Below are 18,634 nucleotides of genomic sequence, written 5' to 3'. Positions count from 1 at the left end.
GCTTCAGGAGCCGCCCAGATGATCGATCAGATCGAGCAGCTCGGCATGCCAGGCGCCGTCGAAGCGGATGACCTGAATCGACCCCAGCTCGACGACCGGCTCCTGACTCGTCAGCTTTCGCACGATCGCGCGAATCACTCCACGATGCGCAATCAGCAGCGCGTCGTCAGCTCCCGCGTCGCCGCGCGGCGTCCATAGAGCCAGCATGCGTTCCAGGCCGCGCTCGACGCGATTGGCAAAGTCGGCGCGGCTCTCGCCCGCGGGATAGGTGTAGCTCGGCGCGAGTCGATCGTCGTTCCATCGCGCGAACTCGTCGGGATAACGCTCGCGAATCTCATCGGCGGTGAGTCCTTCGAACAACCCGAAGTGAACTTCGGCGAATTCATCGATCGTGATCAACGGCGCCCAGTCGCCGGCTACGATTCGCGCGCCTTCGGACGCACGAACGAGCGGACTCGAAAAAATGCGCGCGAAATTTCCGCCGCCCCCGCGATGCGTTCCGATCGCCCGGCCCGCAAGGCGCATCTGCGCGCGCCCGAGTTCCGACAGCGCCACGTCGGTGCGGCCATGATACCTGATGCTCGACTCGCCTTCGGTCTCGCCGTGGCGAACCAGGATCAACTGCGACCCGCGACTTCGGCGCTTGATCATTTAACCGCGATGGCGCCCGGCAGAAATCATTCGCCGTCGAACAGCGGATTCATCACCAGGCCGGTCAACAGCTTGGGGTGGAAGTAAGTCGATTTCTCAGGCATCGTCGCGCCCGCGTCGCTCACCCGCTCGACATCCTGGATCGACGGCGGGTTCATCAGGAACGCACCGTCGGCATGTCCCTGCGCGACTGCGCCGAGCGCGCCGCCGATTTCGATCGTGTATTCGATATTTCCGCCTCTTCGAATCTCGTCGGCGCCGAGGCCGAATATTCGATCGAACACCAGCGCGTGCAGAACCGACACGTCGAGGCGCCGAACCTCGGCCGCCGCATCGGGCATCGCGGCCTTCATCGCGCTGCGGCTGCGCAGCCGCAGAATCAGATAGTTGGGGCTTCCCTTCAACGTCACGCCGATCGCGCCGCTGCCCAAATCGTTCAGGCGCGAGCGAAATGCGTCGCGATGCGCGATTTCCTCGACGTTAAACTCTTCGCGCGCGCGTTGCGTGAACGACGCGATCGCGTCGGCGCGCAGCGATTTCACCACCCGATGCGTCGGCAGAATCACCAGCCCCGGATCGTCGCATGCCACCAGCGTCATCATCGTGTAGTCATACGGCTGCGGCTCACGCGAGGCGTTCTCGTGGCGCCGGGCGCGTCGATAGTTCAGCGCGGTTTCGTAGCGATGGTGTCCGTCGGCGATCATCAAGCGCGGCGATTCGAGTTCGCGCTGAATGACCGCGATTTCACCGGCTGCCTCGATCGGCCGCAGCTCGTTGCGGATTCCCAAGTCATCGACGAGATCGATCAGCGGCTCGCGCGAGGCCACCTGATCGCGCAATCGGTCGAGTTCGGGATGCGCGCCCGAGTACAGCGCGAAGATCGAGCTCGTGTTGACCTCGAGCGCCGTCAGCAGCCGCAGACGGTCCTCCTTCGCGGCTGGAAATGTTCGCTCGTGCGGCACGATGCGCCCGCGATCGAATTCCTCGAGCCGAATTCGCGCGATAAATCCCGTGCGATGAAGCAGCCGCCCCTCGACATCGAAAGTCTGCCTGTAATGATAGATCGCCGGACGCGCCGGCCGCTCGACGACGCCCGCGGCCAGCCACTCCGCGAGGGTTTTTTCCGCTGCGCCGTAACGGTCCGCTTCGCGGCCAAATTCGAGCCGCACGACGTTGTAGGGACTGCGTTCGTACAGTTGTTCCTGACGCGCCGCGCCGATCAAATCGTACGGCGGCGCCACGACGAGCGCGGGTTCGCCGGCAATCTGACGATTATACATCAGCGCGCGAAATGGCTCGATCCGTTTGCCGAGCGCGCTCATTTCAGTGCGTCTCCCGCCAGCGCGGCCGCGATCTGATCTTCTGAGATCGCTCCCACTCTCACCATTTTCCACCCGCGTCCGTTGACCGCGACGACCGTGCTAGGCGCCGACGCCGCCAGTTTTCCGCCTTCCAGGTAAACTTTGACGTTTTCGCGCAGCCGCGCGCGCGCTTCGTCGAGCGTGCTTGCCGGCGCCTTCCCGCTCAGGTTCGCGCTGGTCGCCGTGATTGGCCGTCCGATTCCCGCGCTGAGTGCGCGTGCCACCGGATTTGGCGATACGCGCACGCTGACGCCGTCGGGTCCGATCAGCTCCGGCGCCAGGCCGTCGCGAGCCGGCAAAACGATCGTCAGCGGTCCCGGCCAGAATGCGCCGGCGAGCCGCCGTGCATCGATCGGTATTTCGCGCGCCACCGAAAATGCCATCGCAGTGTCCGCCGCGATCAATCCGACCGGACGTCCCGGCTCGCGGCCCTTCGCTCGAAACAGGCGGCGCAGCGCGGTGGACGAAAACGCGTCGGCGCCGAGCGCATAGAACGTCTCGGTCGGATAAACGACCAGCTCGCCGGCCTTCAACGCCGCTATTCCATCCTCGAGCCCAAACACCGCGGCGCGGGCGCGCTGCTTTTTTGGCTTGATTGGCGATGAGCGCGGCAAATGACGATCAGACTCCTGCGACAGCGATTATACGGAACCGACGCCGCCGCTCGAAGCGTGCGCGAGTGCGCGCCGCGCAATATCGCGCCGGAAATGACGTCCCTCGAACTCGATCATTTCGGCCGCCTGGTACGCGGCATCGACCGCCGTCGCCAACTCCGGCGCCATCGCGGTCACCGTCAACACGCGCCCGCCGTCCGTCACCAACTGTGCGCCGCGCATCGCGGTGCCCGCATGGAAAACCTTCACCCGAATCTTGCCCATCGCCCATTTGATCTTGATGTCCGACGGGAGGTTGCCTTCGAGCCGATCCAGCCCGCTGATCGCAATTCCCTTTTTGTAGTCGCCGGGGTATCCGCCCGATGCGAGCACGATCGCGACCGAGCTGCGCGGCGAGAGCCTGATCGCCGCATTGGCGACTTTCCCGTCGGCGGCCGCGAGCAGGTTCTCCGCCAAGTCGCTGTCCAGCCGCATCATCAGCGCTTCGCATTCCGGATCGCCAAAGCGGACGTTGAACTCGAGCACGTTGATTCGTTGGCCGTCCATCATCAAGCCCACGAACAGCAGCCCGCGAAACGGAGTCCCGCGCGCGCTCATCGCCGCCAGCGTCGGCCCGACCACCTCGCGCATCACGCGCGCTTCGAGCTCGGGCCCGAATTGCGGCACCGGCGAATACGCGCCCATGCCGCCGGTGTTGGGGCCTCGATCGCCGTCGAAGACCGCCTTGTGATCCTGAAACGTGCCGAGTGGGACCGCGTTTTCGCCGTCGCACAGCGCGAAAAATGAAACTTCCTCGCCGCTCAGAAACTCCTCTACGATTACGCGATTGCCCGCCGCTCCGAAGCGCCGCCGCTCCATCGCATCCGCGATCGCATCCAGCGCCGCCTTCGCGTCGTGGCAGATGACCACGCCTTTTCCAAGCGCGAGCCCGTCCGCCTTGACGACCATCGATCCCGTCCGCGCCTTCACGTAGCGCCGCGCGGACTGCGCGTCGTCGAATGCGGCGAAGCCGGCGGTCGGCACGCCCGCCTCGCGCATGATCGTTTTCGCAAACGATTTGCTGGTTTCAAGCTGCGCCGCGGCCGCGGTCGGCCCGAATATTTTAAGTCCCTCGCGCGTGAACTGATCGACGATGCCGGCGGCGAGCGGATCCTCGGGACCAACCACTGTCAGATCGACCGCCTTTGACTTCGCGAATTCCACCAGCGCGGCAACATCGGTCGGCGCGATCGGCGCCGCTTGCGCGATCTGATCGATCCCCGGATTTCCGCTCGCGCAAAAAATCTCGGACACGGTCTCGCTCTGATGAAGCCGCCAGACCAGCGAGTGCTCGCGCCCGCCTTTGCCTATAACCAGTACTTTCATCGCCCGGCGCGCAGCTAATGCCTGAAGTGGCGCACCCCCGTGAAGACCATCGCGAGCCCGTACTTGTCCGCCGCCGCGATCACTTCATCGTCGCGCACGGCGCCTCCGGGTTGCGCGATCGCCGTCGCGCCTGCCTCGGCCGCGAGCGTCGGGCCGTCGGGAAATGGAAACAGCGCTTCGGAGACGAGCACGGAACCCTCGAGCGCGACTTTGAGCCGCGCCGCTTTCTCGCGCGCGGCGTATACCGGATCGATCCGCGAGGTCGCGCCGCCGCCAACCGCCAGCGTGCGATCTTCCGCGACGAACGCGATCGCGTTGGACTTGATATGCTTGCAGACCTTGATTCCGAACGTGAGCGCGCGCATCTCGGCGTCGGTGGGCCGCCGCCGCGTCACGATTTTGCCTTCGCGCGGGTCTTCGATCGCCAGGTCCGGCGTCTGCACCAGCAATCCGCCGAGCACCTTCTTGACGTCAAGTTCTTTGCGGTCCACCGCGCCCGGATTGAACGTCATCACGCGCCGGTTCTTTTTCTTGCGCAGGAACGAGATTACCTCGTCCGGATACGCGGGGCCGATCAGCACCTCGGTAAATAATTCATCGACCGCGCGTGCGAACTCCATGTCCCACGGCCGATTCGCGATGATTATGCCGCCGAACGGCGAGTCCGGATCGGTCGCGAACGCCTTGTCCCACGCCCCCTTGAGCGTTTCGCCGATGCCCACGCCGCACGGCGTGTTGTGCTTCAGGATCGCCACCACCGCGCCCGGCTCGCCCTCGAACTCGAGCATCAGGTTCATCGCCGAGCTGATATCGACCACGTTGTTGAACGACAATTCCTTGCCGTGAAGCTGATGCGCGATCTCGAGGAAGCGGCCGTACAGCGCGCCGGTCTGATGCGGATTCTCGCCGTAGCGCAGCGCCTGTTCGCGCTCGAGCGCAAGGTTGAAGGTCTCGCCGAGCGCCGAATCGCCGCCGTCGCCGGTATGCGTGCCGAGATAATTTGAGATTGCCGCGTCGTAAGCAGTCACGCGCGCGAATGCCTTGCGCGCCAGGCGCCATCGCGTGTCCGCGGTGATCCCGCCCTGGTGCGAGTCGAGTTCGGCGGCGATCGCGGCGTAGTCCGCACCATCGACCACGACCGCGACGTCGCCGTGATTCTTCGCCGCCGCGCGCACCAGCGTGGGTCCGCCGATGTCGATATTTTCGATCGCTTCGTCAAGACTCACGCCGGGTTTCGCGACCGTTTTTTCGAATGGATAGAAATTCACGACCACCAGGTCGATCGGCTCGATCCGATGCTGCAGCATCTGGCGCTGATGGCTCTCGTCGCCGCGCCGCGCCAGGATTGCGCCGTGAATCTTCGGATGCAGTGTCTTCACGCGTCCGTCGAACATCTCGGGCGAGCCGGTGAAACTCTCGACCGATCTGACTTTCACGCCGGCCGCTTCCAGAGCCGCCATCGTGCCACCGGTCGATACGATTTCCACGCCGTGCCGTTCCAGCGCCTTGGCAAAATCCGCCACCCCTGCCTTGTCCGCTACGCCGATCAGCGCGCGTCTGATCACGACCCTGTCGCTGTTCATTGCCATCTAGCTCCGAATTACGCGCGGCACCCGCTTACCGACCGTGCAAAGCATCTCGTACGAAATCGTTTGCGCCAGCCGCGCGACATCGTTCACGCTGATCGTCTCCCCGCCCGATTCGCCCCACAAGATTACCTCATCGCCAACCGACGCGCCCGCGATGTCGGTGACGTCGATCGTCGTCAAGTCCATCGAGACCGCGCCGACCACGGGTGCGCGCGCGCCGCGCACTATCACTTCGCCGCCGTGTTGCAGCCCTCTGCGGTAGCCGTCGGCGTAACCGACCGGCAGCACGCCGATCAGGCTTTCGCGCGGCGCGACGAAGGTATGTCCGTAGCCCACGCCGCTTCCAGCCGGCGCGCGCTTGATCTGCATCAGCCGGGTCTTGAACGTCATGACCGGCCGCAGCTCGACGCGCTCGCGCACCGCGGCCACCGGCGGCAGGCCGTAGATCGCCAGTCCGGGCCGCGCCAGGTTGAAATGCGAGTCGTGCCGCAGCACCAGCGCCGCCGAATTTGCAACGTGGATGACCGAAGGCTTCATCCCGGCCGCGTTCAGCGTGTCGATTGCCCTATTGAAGACCCGCAGTTGCGCGTCGGTGATCGGACTCTGCGGATCGCCGGCGTTGGCCAGCAGCGTGCAGACGCCCTCCAGGCGCACCGCCGACGCGCTCCGGACCGCCTCGATGACATCGGGAATATCCGCCGGCATCACTCCAAGCCGCGTCGCGCCGCTGTCAATCTTGAGGTGAATCGGAAAATCCCTGCGGCCGGCCGATGCGGCCGCGCGGTCGAGCAGTCCGATCATTGCGGCGTCGAAGACGAATGGCGTCAAGTCGAGCGCGACAATCTCGGCTGCCTGCTCGGCGAAGAAGCCCGCCTGCAGGTACACGCGCGTGCGAATTCCCGCCTCTCGCAGCTCGCGCGCCTCGTCGAGCGTCGCAACCCCGAAATGACGGCATCCTTCGTCGATCAACGTGCGCGTCACCGTCACCGCGCCATGCCCATAAGCGTCGGCCTTGACCACGACCATCAATTCGCCGTGCGCGGCCACGGCCCGCAGCGCGCGGAAATTGGAGCGGAGCGCGCCGAGATCGATCTCGGCGATAGTGGGGCGTTGCGTTTCAATTGCCATCGAAGGCTGAATCTCTCTCTCCCCGCGCACGGACGCAAGCCCGCACCTCCCTCGATTGTTCCCCTTCCCTCAAGGGAAGGGGTTAGGGGTTGGGTTGGCGCGCACTCATCTCCAGCGAGGTAGGTGAGGGTGCCGGGGAATATATATCCAATCTATTTCTCAGTTGATTATATTTTCACCGACTTGACATTAGTAAAATATCAGTTTAAGCTATAAAAAGCCGGAATCGATATAAGAGTTGAGTCCCGACTTGATCCAGCCCTACAGTGGCCCTTCCGCTCGCCTTTGACCACGTTCCGCTAGACCACGCCATTAGTACGATCGCAAGGCTTGAGGAGGCCCGCATGGCACAACCTCGTCGCCACCCTGTCTGCGCCAATCTATCGGCCAGCGCGGAAAAATTGAGCTTGCTCGCCGGACTAACCGCCGGCGTCGCGTACTCGGCCTTCGCCAGCTTTGTTGCGAATGCGCTCACTCCCGTCACCGGATATCTCGTCGAAGCGGATTCCTTTCGCCGCGCCGCATCCGGCCGCTATCAGGAAGTGCTCAGCCTCGACGGCGCCATTCCCACCTTGCTGGCATCGCTGGTCGTTTTCGTCCTGGTTTGGTGGTCGATGCGCGTGATTCTGGAGCACTGGCAGCGCGAGGATTGGGGGCGCATCGGTTCAATAGACCGAAGCTTGTCAGACGGACCGTTGCTCATACCGGTGATAATTGCGCCGCTGGCGTCTGCGGCAAGTAAATAACTTTGCACGACAACGAAATCTGAGTTCAATAAAAGGAAGAAACAACTAATGAGTGGAACAACTGACAAAGTTAAGGGACGCGTCGAAGAAGCGGTTGGTGTATTGACCAACGATAGCAAGCTGAAAAATCGCGGCAAGATGGATCAAGCTGCCGGCAACGTCAAGGATGCGATCGGAAAGACGATCGACAAGGCGGTTGCGGCGGTCAAGCACGACAACAAGCGCTAGTAATTTCGCGAGGCCTGGGAAATATTATATACAATTCTGCTCGTAGTGATTGTACTCGCGCTATTCGGCGTACTTCCGATTCATTCTTTCAGTAACCAATGGGGTTACACGCCCAGCGGGCTGATCGGCACGATCCTGCTCGTGTGGCTCGTGCTGTTCGTCCTGCGCCAGGCCTGAGTCCTCCGCGCCGCCCTTCGACCGGGCGCCTGATTTCCGAGCTGACAGGAATTCGAGCACAGCCTGCTCGGGATACCTTAATCGTTGGCTGGCGTATCTGTATAATGGCGCCGGCAATGGCAATTGACCTCGAAAACGCGCGCGAGCGGATGGTGCTCGAGCAGCTCGAACGCCGCGGGATAAAAGACCGCGCGTGCTCACCGTGATGCCCGTCATCGCCATCGCGCAGCCAGGCCCATGAAGCAAGAATCATGGCTCAATTGACATTCAACATGGCTGTCATGGAATCCCTGGCAGACCACAGGAATCTTCTTCTCACGAAATTCTTTCTACTCGCCAGTTTCGTCGGCCAAGTCGAGGGATACATTCTTGTCGTGACACTAATCTACGTCATGTTCGACAAGACGCTGGCTGTCCGGCTTGCGGTATTGGTATTGCTGACGATGTGTCTCAATCACGTCCTTAAGATAATCATCAAGAATCCTCGGCCCTTCATCCATGAAGGCACCTATCTCCAGAAGTGGGCGGTATCAAGGGAGAATGCAAAAGCACTTGCGACCGAGTATTCAACGCCCTCTGGTCACGCCATGTCCGGTTCGGCTTTCTACTCTTATCTCTACGCCTTTGTCGAATATCCCTTCGTAAGAATCATCGCAGTCCTGGCGATTCTTGCCACAGGATTTTCGCGCCCCTACCTCGGTGTCCACTATCCCGGGGATGTTCTCATTGGTTGGGTGATTGGACTGCTTGTCGCCTTCGTAGCCATAAAACGTGCTGATAAAATCAGCGACGGATGGAATAAGCTGTCATATAAGCATCAAGTGGCGATCGTTGTTGCCTCAAGCGTGATTCTCTGGCTCGCCACCATCGCAATCAACGGTTGGCGCATCGACGGTCAGCCCCGCGCATTTTTGGGCTATGCAGGATTTTTGACGGGCATCGTCATTGGCCGCCCCATTGAGTTGAGCACTGTGGACTTCGATCCCAGAAGCTCCAAGCCACTGGCAAAAATGCTGCGATTCGCCATGTCCGTTGCCATGGTGCTGGTGGCGCTGCTCGTTCTCGATAAGGTCTTTAGAGCAATAGCCGGTGACTTCTCGGTCCTGGGATATATGTTGCAGTACATCCGCTACACAATTGCCGGTGTCATAAGCATATTCGTCGCGCCTCTACTTTTCACAAAACTCAGATTGGCTGAAACTAACACTATGGGACCAGCCGAGGCCGCTTCCCGTTTGCACTTGGTCCTTTAAGCCTTTCGTCCAGGCCGCCCCGCGTTCGCAGGGAGACAGATCAAGCGCACACGGCCCCGGCGGAGCCGCCGTCACGGTAATGAATCTTGATTCCCGCCGAATCGAAAAACGGCATTCTGCTATCTCCCACGCGCCGGAAATGACGGAATTCTCCACCTCGGCAAGCCTGCCCGGGATACCTTAATCGTTGGCCGGCGTATCTGTATAATGGTATCGGCTATGGCGATCGATCTCGAAAACGCGCGCGAGCGGATGGTGCTCGAGCAACTCGAACGCCGCGGGATAAAAGATCCGCGCGTGCTCGCTGCGATGCGCACGGTCGCCCGTCATCGGTTCCTTCCCGTGGAACTTCACGAGCACGCCTACGATGACGGCCCTCTGCCAATCGGCGACTCGCAGACTATTTCGCAACCCTACATGGTCGCGCTGATGAGCGAGGTCGCCGAGCTCCAAGGCACGGAGAAAGTTCTCGAAATCGGCACCGGTTCGGGTTATCAGACCGCAGTGCTCGCGCGTCTCGCGCGTGCAGTCTATTCCGTCGAGCTCAACGCGCATCTTCACGATAGCGCCCGTGCGCTTCTCAACTCGATGGGCTTCAGCAACGTCTATCTTCGATGCGCCGACGGTTCGGATGGATGGCCCGAGGAGGCGCCCTTCGACGTCGTGATGGTGACGGCGGCGATGCCCGGAATTGCTCTTCCGCTGCTGAATCAATTGACGCCGGATGGGCGATTGATCGCGCCAATTGGCGAAGATGAACTCCAGACCCTGGTGCGTATCAGCCGCAAGACCGGGCACTGGAGCGAGGAATATTTCGGCGAGTGCCGATTCGTAAAGATGACGGGCAAGCACGGCTTTCAGGATTAGCGCGCTGATTTCGCGCGGCTCGCAGGATGCGGTGCGGCGGGTAGCGGTGGTGACGGACGGCGGATGATGTGATCGGGGAGTGGATGACAGGGACGCGGTGGATTTCGCGCGCGAGCGTGGCAATCGCGCTCGCCGCGTCGCTCGCGCTGGCGGGATGCGGTAGCGGCGCGCCACTTTTGGCCAACTCTCGCGTCGGTGCGCAACGCCCGGTCACTCACGTCGTCGTCGCGGGCGAGACCGTTTACCATATAGCAAATGAATACGGCGTCAGCGTCGGACGCTTGATGGTGGCGAACGGGCTCAGCGATCCGCGTGAGCTGCGCGTCGGCCAGGTCCTGACGATTCCGGGCGCGTATCGGGCCGCGTCGATCGGGACTGCCTCGAGCGGTGTGCATCCGTACACCGGCGAGCGGGCGTCGCGCCAATTCCAGTGGCCGGTGTCAAAAGGAGTGGTGTCGTCGGGATTCGGAATCCGCAACGGCGCGATGCACGACGGCGTCGATATCGCGGCGCCGGCCGGCACTCCGGTTTATGCCGCCGACAGCGGCGTCGTGATTTTTTCGGGCACGCTTCACGGCTACGGCAACACCGTGATCATTCGGCACGACGACGATTACGCGACGGTTTACGGCCACAATGAGCGCAACCTGGTCAGCGAGGGCAATCGGGTCGCGCGCGGACAGGAGATCGGAGAGATCGGGCGCTCCGGGCGCACCACCGGAGCGAATCTCCACTTCGAGGTGCGCCGCGACAACGTCGCCAAAGACCCGCTCGCCTATCTGCCCGAGCCGACATCCTCCGGCGCGATTAGCTTTGCCGCGGCCGGCGGCAGCTAGTATCTTTGACCGTCGCCCGCGGGATTGCCCGAAACCTGTGCGATGGAATCAACGATGACCACCGAAGAAATTAAAAAACTGATTCGTGACGTCCCGGACTTTCCCAAGCCCGGAATAGTATTCAGGGACTTCACGCCGCTAATCGCCGACGCGCGCGGTTTCGCCGCGGTGGTCGATCAGTTGGCGCAGCCTTACCTCGGTAAAGTGGACGTCGTGCTCGGAATAGAGTCGCGCGGCTTTATCGTCGGAGCGCCCGTGGCGTATCGATTGGGCGTCGGCTTCGCGATTGCTCGCAAGCCCGGCAAGCTCCCGTCCAATACTGTAGATCAGGCCTACGACCTCGAGTACGGCAGCGCGTCGCTGCAGATGCATCGGGACGCGCTCGAAGGCTTGGGTCGCGTGCTCCTGGTCGACGACCTGCTGGCGACGGGCGGCACGGCTGCCGCGGCGCTGCAACTGGTGCAAAAGATCGGTGGCAATGTGATCGGATGCGCGTTCGTGGTCGAGCTCGACGCGCTCAAGGGACGCGAGCGCCTGGCGCCGGTCAACTGCTTCTCGCTAATCCACTATGATTAAGCGATGCGGAGCCCGATGGACAATCGCGAACCGCGTGCGACTGCGGATTCGGATCGGCGCCGCCTGCTAGCCGTCCTCGGCGTCACGTCGGTCTATCTCGTCACCGAACTCGTCGGCGGCTATCTGACGGGCAGCCTGGCTCTGCTTTCCGACGCCGTCCACATGCTCACCGACATCGCAGCGTTGTGCCTGGGCCTGCTGACGCTGTGGATATCGACGCGGCCCGCATCGTCGTTGAAAACCTACGGCTACCTTCGCGCGGAAATCCTCGGCGCGTTGCTCAACGGCCTTTTCCTCTGGCTGCTGGTGGTCTTCATCTGGATCGAAGCGGTCGGCCGGCTGCGAAACCCCCGTTCGGTTTCAGGGCTGGGCGTGATGGCTGTCGCGATCGTCGGAATCGGCGTGAACACCTTCTCCGCGTGGATGACCTCGACCGACACGGCCGGCGGCCCAAGGCGTGGGATGGCGATGCGCGCGGTGTTCGTGCACGTCATCTCCGATCTCGTTGGCTCGGTGGGCGTGCTCGCTTCCGGCGCGCTTAATTATTTCACCGGATGGATGCAGGCCGATCCCGCCGTGAGCATATTGATCGGAGGCCTGGTGCTGTACGGTTCGTGGGGTCTGGTGCGCGAGGGCGTGGACGTCCTGATGGAATCGGTGCCGTCGCATATTGACCTGGACGAAATGCGCAACGACCTGCTGGCCGTCAGCGGCACCGAAGAGATTCACGACCTTCACGTTTGGTGTCTGACGACCCGGCAGATCGCGCTTTCGGCGCACGCGGTGGTCGCCCCGGATGTGGATCGCGATCGAGTGCTCGCCGAGATGTGCCATCTGCTCCAGACCAAGTTCGACATCCACCATCTAACCTTGCAGCTTGAATGCGACAATCGCCGCGAACGCGAGCCGGAACATTTCTGATTCAACCCGATGAATGCCGGCATGCTCAACTGATGGCCACCTCGGAACCGGACGGTCCGGGCTTGGACGAGGGCGCGCCGGAGTTGTACGACGAGCCCTGGCTTATTCCGCCATTTCAGCCAATCCGAGCGATCGGTGCTGTCATCCTGATCGCGTGCGGCTTCGCGCTCTATGAATATGTTCTGGTGTCGTTCTGGTCGGCGCCGTGGATGGGCATTCACGAACGAATTCCGTGGCCCGCGTTCGCGATCGCGGCAGCTGCGATTGTGTTCTCGATTGTGGGGTTGCGACTCGCACTGGGACTCGATTCGCCGCACGCCAAACTCGGATTCGGTCTGCTCGCATTCATGGCGTGCATCGTCGTTGGAGCGGGCGGCGGCCGATTCGTCAGCTACGCGATGCGCGGGACGATGAATCCGCCGTTTAAGCTGAAGCTCGCGGTGGGACAGCGATTCCCAAGCTTCGCGCTCGTCGATCAGAACGACTCGATCCGCCGTGGACCGGCGCCTTCCGATGCGAGCGCAACTTTAGTTTACATCTATCGCGGAGACTATTGCCCGTTCGCGCGGTTCGAGCTCGCTGAACTGACCGCGCGTGCCGGCGATTTTCGCCGCGCCGGCATTGATACGGTTGCGATCAGCACCGATCCCATCGAAAGATCGAAGATGCTCGCGGGATTTCTCCGCACGAAAATCCCGCTGCTGAGCGATACCGCCGAGACCGTCCTCGCACCGCTCGGTCTTGTGCAACATCATCGCAATGCCGAGCCCGACAACGCGATACCGGCGTTTTTTGTCGTCGATCGAGATGGTGTCGTGCGATGGGTTTTTACGTCGCCCTATTATCGTGAACTGCCGCGGCCGGATACTCTCCTCGACGCGGCAAAGTCAGTCATCGCCGGCGAGTCCACGACGGGTCGAGCGCCGACAGCATCGCCGCGGTAGCCATGGCCGGCGAGTCGGCGGCAAATATCGCTCCGATCGACGCGACTCCTGCCGGTCGCGCGGCCGGGTCGGTAGATGCGAACAGTTCGCGCGTGCGATCGGGCGTGATGCCGCCGAGTGCGAAGACCGGGATCGCGCCCGCGCCGCACGCCGCCCGAAGGCCGCTCGCACCCCGCGCGGACGCGGTGGCCGGCTTGGATAGCGGATCGAAGACGGGACCGAAAACCGCGAAGTCGGCGCCCTCGCGCGCGGCGCCGGCTACATCGGGGGGCGAGTGACTCGACACTCCGATGAGTCGATCGGGCCCGAGCAGCTTGCGCGCCATGCTGACGCCGATGGAATCGAAGGGAAGATGAACACCGTCGGCATCCGCGGCAATTGCTACATCGACGCGATCGTTCACTATCAGCGGCGCACCGGCGCGCGTGCAAATTTCCCGAAGGCGGAGCGCCAGTTCGTAGAGCGCGCGCGCGGATAAATCTTTTTCGCGGAGTTGCAACGCGACGGTTCCGGGCGGCGCGGCTTCCCGCGCCACCGTCAGCGCGGTTTCGCACGCGGAGATGAGATCGCCGTTCTTTACGACGCGGCGATCGGTGATCAGATAAAGTCTAAAGCTGACGCGCGGCCGCGGCGACAAGGCGGCCTACCCTATCAGGCCGCTCAGCGGGCTGGAGGCGGTCGCGTAGAGCTTGCGCTCGATCCGGCCCGCGCGATACGCCAGGCGCCCCGCCTCGACCGCAAGCTTCATCGCACGCGCCATCGCAATCGGGTCCTTCGCGCCCGCGATCGCGGTGTTCATCAGCACGCCGTCGCATCCGAATTCCATCGCCTCGGCGGCATCGGACGCGGTCCCCACGCCCGCATCGACGATCACCGGGACCTTCGCCTGCTCGATGATGATCGCGAGATTGTATGGATTGCGGATTCCCAGGCCTGAGCCAATCGGCGCCGCCAGCGGCATGACCGCCACGCATCCGATCTCCTGGAGCCTCAGGCAAGTCACCGGATCGTCGGTGACATACGGCATCACCTTGAATCCCTCCTTGACGAGCACCCTGGCCGCTTCGATCGTCGCGGCGACATCGGGAAACAGCGTCCGGTTGTCGCCGATCACCTCGAGCTTCACCAGCTCGCCCACGCCGACCTCGCGCGCGAGGCGGCAGGTCCGAATCGCCTCGTCGGCGGTGAAGCATCCCGCGGTGTTGGGAAGAATCTGGTAGCGCTTGGGATCGAGATAGTCGAGCAGATTTTCCTTGCCGCGATCGGTGATGTTCACGCGTCGCACCGCGACCGTCACTATTTCGGCGCCGCTTGCTTCGACGGCAGCCTTGGTCTCGGCGAAGTCGCGATACTTGCCGGTGCCGACGATCAGACGCGAGTGGAATTTTATTCCGCCTAATTCAAATGACGTGTCCTGCATATTTTACTTTTCACCTTTTCACCGCCTTGCGGGCGGGCGGCTATCCGCCGCCGACGAAGTTGATTATCTCGACATGGTCGCCCGCCCTTACCATCGTCTCGTCGTATCTGGCCTTGGGCACGATCTCGTGATTGATCTCGACGGCCACGCGGCCGCGGCGCATGTTCAGGCGTTCCAACAGCGCAGTCAGCGCCGTGTCACGGTCGAGCGGGTACGGGTCGCCGTTGAGTGTAATTGAGGTTGCGATGGAGTCCAGCATTTTTGAGCCGCTTCCCTGGTATTGGGGAAGCGGCCCGGGCGCAGCCGCGAACGTCGCGCCGTCGGTTTTTTTCCCTACGCCGGCATTATCCGGATCAGGTTCGCGGGGTTTTTGTTTTTTGTTCTGCCGCAGGAGCTCTCTCAGTGCGCACTATGCACGCCCACAGCCCGATCTGACTATACGATCACGACCGGGAGCCTGTCAAAAATGCGCGCGCTGCGCGAGCCGGTATGAGTTCGGGAATCGCCGTATAAACTAGACGCCCTGCCCGGCCACGACGGCCGTTCATTGGAGCCAATGTGGCGGAGGCAGCAAGGTTGGGTGCAGGAGTCACCCCTGGCCGTGGCGACTGCAGCGCAGTATTGAGACCCGTTGGCACGGGAGGCCGGTATTAAGAGACTGCGCGCGACAACGGAGCGCGGCCTTAACACTGGGTGCAGGGCTCAGCCCTGCTCACCCCTGCTTCAGCGCACGTACACAGGATTCGACAGGATCCATAGCTTGCCGCTGCGATAGGCCTCGATTCGGTACGCGCCCGGCGACTTCGGCGCGAACTCGAGCATCGACGCATTCTCGGCCGACGCCACTTCAGCGCCGTTCTGATACATCGCGATTCGATCGGCCGCGCCGGGCAGTTCGGTCTTGAGCGCCAGTCCCGGCGCGAGGCGCACTTCATCGCCCATCATTGTCGTTGTGTCTGCCACGCGTGCGAAGAACGCGAACGCGCCGACGTAGCCCAGATAGTCGAAGCTCGCATACGAATGTCCGAGCCGGAGAGCCTCGAGCATCGGCGCCGAATCGCGCTCGCGCGCAATCAGATGGGTGGTGCAGAACAGAAAAAGCTGCGGCAACGTGCCGACCTTCGCGCCGAGCACGTTCATGTTGTCGGGCGCGCCCATTCCCGCGAGCATCGGGACCCGCGCGCCGGCCGTCATTCGGTCGTAAAGCGCGAGGTTCGCATCGGGGCGAAGGTCCAGCCCGGACAGGAAATGATCGATGCCGAGAAAAATCGCGCGAAAGTAGAGCGCGGCGGGATTTTGCGCCGTCCAGGCCGAGCGCTGGTTGTAAACCTCCATCGCGTCCGCCAGTGCATAGTCTGCCGACGACGCAAACTTCGCGGGGTCGGCCGCAATCGCAAGTCCGCCCTGGTCGTGAATCGCCGAAATCAAATCGTTGGGCGCGAGGTTGGGTTTGATCGGTTCGTGGATGTTCACGCCGATTATCTCGCTGCCGCCGATTTCGAACGCGCCGCCCGGAATGAAAAGAATGCCGTTCGAGAATCCTGCGATTCCGAAGTCGGAGTCGCTTTCGCTTTCACCGGGTTGGACGCGATCGGCAAGAAAAATGAAATCGATTTGCGCAGCCTTGGCCAGGTCCGCGATTTCCGATTGATCCATCCCCGACGTTTTGATCGGCAGATTGATGATTCCGCGGTAGTCCTCAAAGCCGGGAAACTCCGGCGCTGCCGAGACGAACCGTGCCGGCGGAAGCTCGGTGCTCGGCAGCGGCGCACTGCATCCCGCGAGGATAAGCGCCGCGACAATCGGGAAGCAGAATCGGAAGAAAAAGCGCAGCCGCATCATCACAGGATCGATCGTCCCTGCGCGCCGTCCACCGGGATACTGGCGCCCATAATCCAGCTCGCGCGCGGCGACGCGAGCATCACGACCGCGTACGCGACTTCCTCGGGACGGCCCAGGCGCCCGGCCGGCATCTCATGGCCGATGAAATCCTTCTCGAAGGCTGGATTCTCGCGAAAGCGCTGCTCCCAGTTTCCGCCGGCCGTGAGTATCGAGCCGGGAGCGATCGTGTTGACGCGGATATTTTTCGGCGCGTACTCGCGCGCGAGCATCTTGGTGAACGAATGCAGCGCTGCTTTCGACGCGTTGTAGGTGAGCGGCCCGCCCGACTCGCGCCCGTAGATCGAACCGATATTGATGATCGAACCGCCGCCGCGCTTTTCCATGTGCGGGGCGCACAGCCGCGCCAACCGCACCGGCGCGAACAGGTTCAGATCGAATTGCTCCTGCCACGCCGACTCGGGGATTTCCGCGAGCGCCCCCGGCCGCGCCGCGCCGGCATTGTTGACGAGCACGTCGATTCCGCCGAATCTCCTGACGGTTTCATCCACCCACTTTTGCGCGTCCTCGGGCTTCGTCACGTCGGCGACCAACCCCATCGCCGGTCGCGGCGCCGACCCGGTCTGCGTCAGCGCGGCGACTGCTTCGGTCAGCGTATCCTGGGTTCGCGCGCAAACGCTGAGGTACATCCCCTCGTCCGCGAGCGCGTGAGCCATCGCGCGGCCCAGACCGCGGCTGGCGCCCGTCACCATCGCGACTTTTCCCGTCAAACCCAAATCCATCTCGAAGCTCCTTTTGTACGCATCGCGCTTCGCAGTCCCGCGAACAAGCTGACGCTCCTCCGCGCCCTAACCTTTCGAACAGGCACGAAGCGCCGCATCCGTCCCTCCTAATACTGGGTGCAGGGGTCACCCCTGCCGATTCCATTCCTTTACCAGACGCGGGTTGTGCGCATGAAGAGCAATTATGGGATCCGCGGAGAACACCTGGATGCACCGATGCACCTGCGCTGGTTGACTCAGACCAAGGGCGGACCTAAGCTCGATAGGCTAATCACCGGACGGACGGAGGACTATGGAAATTCGGGTCGAAGGCTCTCTTGACCAGGCGATGCGAGTACTCAAACGCAAGCTGGCCAAGGAGGGCGTATTCAAGGAGATGAAGAAGCGGGCTTTTTACGAGAAGCCCAGCGTCCGTCGCAAGCGCAAGCGTTCCGAGGCCCAGCGCCGCCGCCGTAAGGAACAGCGCCGCCGTCGGGCGTCCGCGATGTAAATCCCAAGAACTGAAATTCTGATTGCCAATCGGGCGACGGAGAAATCCGGCGCCCGTTTTCTTTCAGTGAATCGTTTTCGTTGCCCTATGCCTGCAACGGACGCCAGGTGAAAATCACCTGTCCGCCCGCCACGTAGCAGTCCAAATCATAATGAGGCAGGCCGCCTTCGGTCCGGCGGAGGCGGAAATTCTCGACCGCGCGACGCAGCGCGTCGGGCCTCAGCGCCCCATCCACGCACTCGCCCTCGAGTTGCTGCGCGCGCACCTCGGCGCCCAGGTGGACGGGGATGCATCGGCTCCCGCAATGCTGATCGAGAGGACCGGCGCCCACGCACGAGCATCGCAGGCACAACACGACGGGTCCGCGGTCGTCGCTGGGCGCGGCGAAGAACTCGCGCTCGAGCCGATCCAGTCCCATCGCGCATTCACACCATGCTTCGCGCGCGCGCTCGGCGGAAAAGCGCCGAATCGCCCGAGCCAGCTCGCGCATCAGGGTTTCATTCGAGCGCGGTTCGAGCGCGACGATCGAGTCGTCCTCGACACGCATCGAGGACCCCAGGTGCTCGGCCAGGAAATGACGCAGATTGATCGGCAGGCGGCTGCCGAGCTGCAAACGCTGCATCTTCCACGGCGCGGCCTCGACTTGCGCGCTGCGCGCCACGCGTGAAAACGCCCGCGGGCTGCCGAATGCTGACAACGATTGCAGACGCTCCAACGGCGACGGCGCGCCGTAAGCAAATCGCGATGCGTGGGCGCGTCGATGAACCAGGCGTCCGTTTCGCACAACTCAACCTCCCAAGGCTTCGAGTTCCGGTCGGCGTGCCGCGGTCGAGGACGTGCGAACGCA

22 protein-coding genes are annotated in these 18,634 nt (G+C 62.7%); 10 read left to right on the top strand and 12 right to left on the bottom strand.

Going from position 1 to position 18,634, the window contains the following annotated elements; translation table 11 throughout:
• Positions 1–3: 3 nt before the first annotated feature.
• The 6 genes from ABR989_RS09475 to alr are packed head-to-tail and all read right to left on the bottom strand — an operon-like array spanning position 4 to position 6,708.
• Positions 4–651, bottom strand: a complete 648-nt coding sequence (locus tag ABR989_RS09475) for a histidine phosphatase family protein (RefSeq protein WP_428127863.1) — start codon at positions 649–651, stop codon at positions 4–6.
• Between the two features lie 26 nt (positions 652–677).
• Complete coding sequence (locus ABR989_RS09470) at positions 678–1,973, bottom strand: DUF1015 domain-containing protein (RefSeq protein ID WP_428127861.1); 1,296 nt, start codon at positions 1,971–1,973, stop codon at positions 678–680.
• Positions 1,970–2,626, bottom strand: a complete 657-nt coding sequence (locus ABR989_RS09465; protein ID WP_428127859.1) for an L-threonylcarbamoyladenylate synthase — start codon at positions 2,624–2,626, stop codon at positions 1,970–1,972. The genes ABR989_RS09470 and ABR989_RS09465 overlap by 4 nt, the downstream gene beginning before the upstream one ends.
• Positions 2,627–2,653: 27 nt before the next feature.
• On the bottom strand, positions 2,654–3,991 hold the full coding sequence (gene purD / locus ABR989_RS09460; protein ID WP_428127857.1) for a phosphoribosylamine--glycine ligase: 1,338 nt from the start codon (positions 3,989–3,991) through the stop codon (positions 2,654–2,656).
• Positions 3,992–4,005: 14 nt separating this feature from the next.
• Positions 4,006–5,574 (bottom strand): bifunctional phosphoribosylaminoimidazolecarboxamide formyltransferase/IMP cyclohydrolase, encoded by a 1,569-nt coding sequence (gene purH, locus ABR989_RS09455; protein ID WP_428127855.1) that lies wholly within the window; start codon positions 5,572–5,574, stop codon positions 4,006–4,008.
• A 6-nt stretch (positions 5,575–5,580) separates the two neighbouring features.
• On the bottom strand, positions 5,581–6,708 hold the full coding sequence (gene alr, locus ABR989_RS09450; protein ID WP_428127853.1) for an alanine racemase: 1,128 nt from the start codon (positions 6,706–6,708) through the stop codon (positions 5,581–5,583).
• Between the two features lie 344 nt (positions 6,709–7,052).
• On the opposite strand from alr, the gene ABR989_RS09445 reads away from it, so the two are divergent.
• The 9 genes from ABR989_RS09445 (at position 7,053) to ABR989_RS09405 (ending at position 13,256) form a co-directional block, all read left to right on the top strand.
• Positions 7,053–7,454 carry a hypothetical protein gene (locus tag ABR989_RS09445; RefSeq protein WP_428127851.1) on the top strand — a complete coding sequence of 134 codons (402 nt, stop codon included), beginning with the start codon at positions 7,053–7,055 and terminating at the stop codon, positions 7,452–7,454.
• A gap of 48 nt (positions 7,455–7,502) precedes the next feature.
• Positions 7,503–7,682: a CsbD family protein gene (locus ABR989_RS09440; protein ID WP_428127849.1), complete on the top strand. Its 180-nt coding sequence runs from the start codon at positions 7,503–7,505 to the stop codon at positions 7,680–7,682.
• A 21-nt stretch (positions 7,683–7,703) separates the two neighbouring features.
• A complete protein-coding gene (locus ABR989_RS09435) occupies positions 7,704–7,859 on the top strand; it encodes a DUF3309 family protein (RefSeq protein ID WP_428127959.1) in 156 nt (51 codons plus the stop codon).
• 251 nt (positions 7,860–8,110) lie between these two features.
• Entirely contained in the window at positions 8,111–9,112 is a 1,002-nt protein-coding gene (locus ABR989_RS09430; protein ID WP_428127847.1) for a phosphatase PAP2 family protein, read from the top strand.
• Between the two features lie 207 nt (positions 9,113–9,319).
• The gene (locus tag ABR989_RS09425; protein WP_428127845.1) at positions 9,320–9,979 is read left to right on the top strand and encodes a protein-L-isoaspartate(D-aspartate) O-methyltransferase; all 660 of its coding nucleotides are present in this window, start codon (positions 9,320–9,322) and stop codon (positions 9,977–9,979) included.
• A gap of 116 nt (positions 9,980–10,095) precedes the next feature.
• Complete coding sequence (locus ABR989_RS09420) at positions 10,096–10,815, top strand: peptidoglycan DD-metalloendopeptidase family protein (protein ID WP_428127843.1); 720 nt, start codon at positions 10,096–10,098, stop codon at positions 10,813–10,815.
• A 54-nt stretch (positions 10,816–10,869) separates the two neighbouring features.
• Positions 10,870–11,391 (top strand): adenine phosphoribosyltransferase, encoded by a 522-nt coding sequence (locus tag ABR989_RS09415; RefSeq protein WP_428127842.1) that lies wholly within the window; start codon positions 10,870–10,872, stop codon positions 11,389–11,391.
• 15 nt (positions 11,392–11,406) lie between these two features.
• Positions 11,407–12,312 (top strand): cation diffusion facilitator family transporter, encoded by a 906-nt coding sequence (locus tag ABR989_RS09410; protein ID WP_428127840.1) that lies wholly within the window; start codon positions 11,407–11,409, stop codon positions 12,310–12,312.
• Between the two features lie 32 nt (positions 12,313–12,344).
• Positions 12,345–13,256, top strand: coding sequence for a redoxin domain-containing protein (locus tag ABR989_RS09405; RefSeq protein ID WP_428127838.1), 912 nt, complete (start codon positions 12,345–12,347; stop codon positions 13,254–13,256).
• Here ABR989_RS09405 and thiE read toward each other — a convergent pair.
• The 5 genes from thiE to ABR989_RS09380 all read right to left on the bottom strand — a co-directional run bounded on the left by thiE (position 13,204) and on the right by ABR989_RS09380 (position 17,297).
• Positions 13,204–13,893 (bottom strand): thiamine phosphate synthase, encoded by a 690-nt coding sequence (gene thiE / locus ABR989_RS09400; RefSeq protein WP_428127837.1) that lies wholly within the window; start codon positions 13,891–13,893, stop codon positions 13,204–13,206. The two genes, ABR989_RS09405 and thiE, sit on opposite strands and share 53 nt — an antisense overlap.
• 6 nt (positions 13,894–13,899) lie before the next feature.
• Positions 13,900–14,676 carry a thiazole synthase gene (locus tag ABR989_RS09395; RefSeq protein WP_428127835.1) on the bottom strand — a complete coding sequence of 259 codons (777 nt, stop codon included), beginning with the start codon at positions 14,674–14,676 and terminating at the stop codon, positions 13,900–13,902.
• Positions 14,677–14,716: 40 nt separating this feature from the next.
• The gene (thiS, locus tag ABR989_RS09390) at positions 14,717–14,935 is read right to left on the bottom strand and encodes a sulfur carrier protein ThiS (RefSeq protein ID WP_428127834.1); all 219 of its coding nucleotides are present in this window, start codon (positions 14,933–14,935) and stop codon (positions 14,717–14,719) included.
• 464 nt (positions 14,936–15,399) lie between these two features.
• The gene (locus ABR989_RS09385) at positions 15,400–16,518 is read right to left on the bottom strand and encodes a CehA/McbA family metallohydrolase domain-containing protein (protein WP_428127832.1); all 1,119 of its coding nucleotides are present in this window, start codon (positions 16,516–16,518) and stop codon (positions 15,400–15,402) included.
• Positions 16,518–17,297: an SDR family NAD(P)-dependent oxidoreductase gene (locus ABR989_RS09380; RefSeq protein ID WP_428127831.1), complete on the bottom strand. Its 780-nt coding sequence runs from the start codon at positions 17,295–17,297 to the stop codon at positions 16,518–16,520. Before ABR989_RS09380 ends, ABR989_RS09385 begins: the two co-directional genes overlap by 1 nt.
• 292 nt (positions 17,298–17,589) lie before the next feature.
• Here ABR989_RS09380 and rpsU point away from each other — a divergent pair, with 292 nt between their 5' ends.
• Positions 17,590–17,787 carry a 30S ribosomal protein S21 gene (gene rpsU, locus ABR989_RS09375; RefSeq protein ID WP_304820716.1) on the top strand — a complete coding sequence of 66 codons (198 nt, stop codon included), beginning with the start codon at positions 17,590–17,592 and terminating at the stop codon, positions 17,785–17,787.
• 85 nt (positions 17,788–17,872) lie between these two features.
• Here rpsU and ABR989_RS09370 read toward each other — a convergent pair whose 3' ends face one another.
• Positions 17,873–18,571, bottom strand: coding sequence for a hypothetical protein (locus tag ABR989_RS09370; RefSeq protein WP_428127829.1), 699 nt, complete (start codon positions 18,569–18,571; stop codon positions 17,873–17,875).
• Positions 18,572–18,634: the final 63 nt, after the last annotated feature.

Source organism: Binatus soli (SeqCode) (assembly GCF_050015535.1).
In the GTDB taxonomy this organism is placed as follows: domain Bacteria; phylum Desulfobacterota; class Binatia; order Binatales; family Binataceae; genus Binatus; species Binatus soli.
The sequence above is the reverse complement of the archived record's forward strand: the minus strand, read 5'-3'. Positions and strand labels throughout refer to the sequence as shown.

Coding starts and splice junctions, on each gene's coding strand:
- ABR989_RS09405 (WP_428127838.1), top strand. CDS start 12,345: ATGGCCACCTCGGAACCGGACGGTCCGGGCTTGGACGAGGGCGCGCCG.
- ABR989_RS09410 (WP_428127840.1), top strand. CDS start 11,407: ATGGACAATCGCGAACCGCGTGCGACTGCGGATTCGGATCGGCGCCGC.
- ABR989_RS09415 (WP_428127842.1), top strand. CDS start 10,870: ATGACCACCGAAGAAATTAAAAAACTGATTCGTGACGTCCCGGACTTT.
- purD (WP_428127857.1), bottom strand. CDS start 3,991: ATGAAAGTACTGGTTATAGGCAAAGGCGGGCGCGAGCACTCGCTGGTC.
- ABR989_RS09470 (WP_428127861.1), bottom strand. CDS start 1,973: ATGAGCGCGCTCGGCAAACGGATCGAGCCATTTCGCGCGCTGATGTAT.
- ABR989_RS09445 (WP_428127851.1), top strand. CDS start 7,053: ATGGCACAACCTCGTCGCCACCCTGTCTGCGCCAATCTATCGGCCAGC.
- thiS (WP_428127834.1), bottom strand. CDS start 14,935: ATGCTGGACTCCATCGCAACCTCAATTACACTCAACGGCGACCCGTAC.
- ABR989_RS09425 (WP_428127845.1), top strand. CDS start 9,320: ATGGTATCGGCTATGGCGATCGATCTCGAAAACGCGCGCGAGCGGATG.
- alr (WP_428127853.1), bottom strand. CDS start 6,708: ATGGCAATTGAAACGCAACGCCCCACTATCGCCGAGATCGATCTCGGC.
- rpsU (WP_304820716.1), top strand. CDS start 17,590: ATGGAAATTCGGGTCGAAGGCTCTCTTGACCAGGCGATGCGAGTACTC.
- ABR989_RS09440 (WP_428127849.1), top strand. CDS start 7,503: ATGAGTGGAACAACTGACAAAGTTAAGGGACGCGTCGAAGAAGCGGTT.
- purH (WP_428127855.1), bottom strand. CDS start 5,574: ATGAACAGCGACAGGGTCGTGATCAGACGCGCGCTGATCGGCGTAGCG.
- ABR989_RS09430 (WP_428127847.1), top strand. CDS start 8,111: ATGGCTCAATTGACATTCAACATGGCTGTCATGGAATCCCTGGCAGAC.
- ABR989_RS09385 (WP_428127832.1), bottom strand. CDS start 16,518: ATGATGCGGCTGCGCTTTTTCTTCCGATTCTGCTTCCCGATTGTCGCG.
- ABR989_RS09475 (WP_428127863.1), bottom strand. CDS start 651: ATGATCAAGCGCCGAAGTCGCGGGTCGCAGTTGATCCTGGTTCGCCAC.
- ABR989_RS09395 (WP_428127835.1), bottom strand. CDS start 14,676: ATGCAGGACACGTCATTTGAATTAGGCGGAATAAAATTCCACTCGCGT.
- ABR989_RS09380 (WP_428127831.1), bottom strand. CDS start 17,297: ATGGATTTGGGTTTGACGGGAAAAGTCGCGATGGTGACGGGCGCCAGC.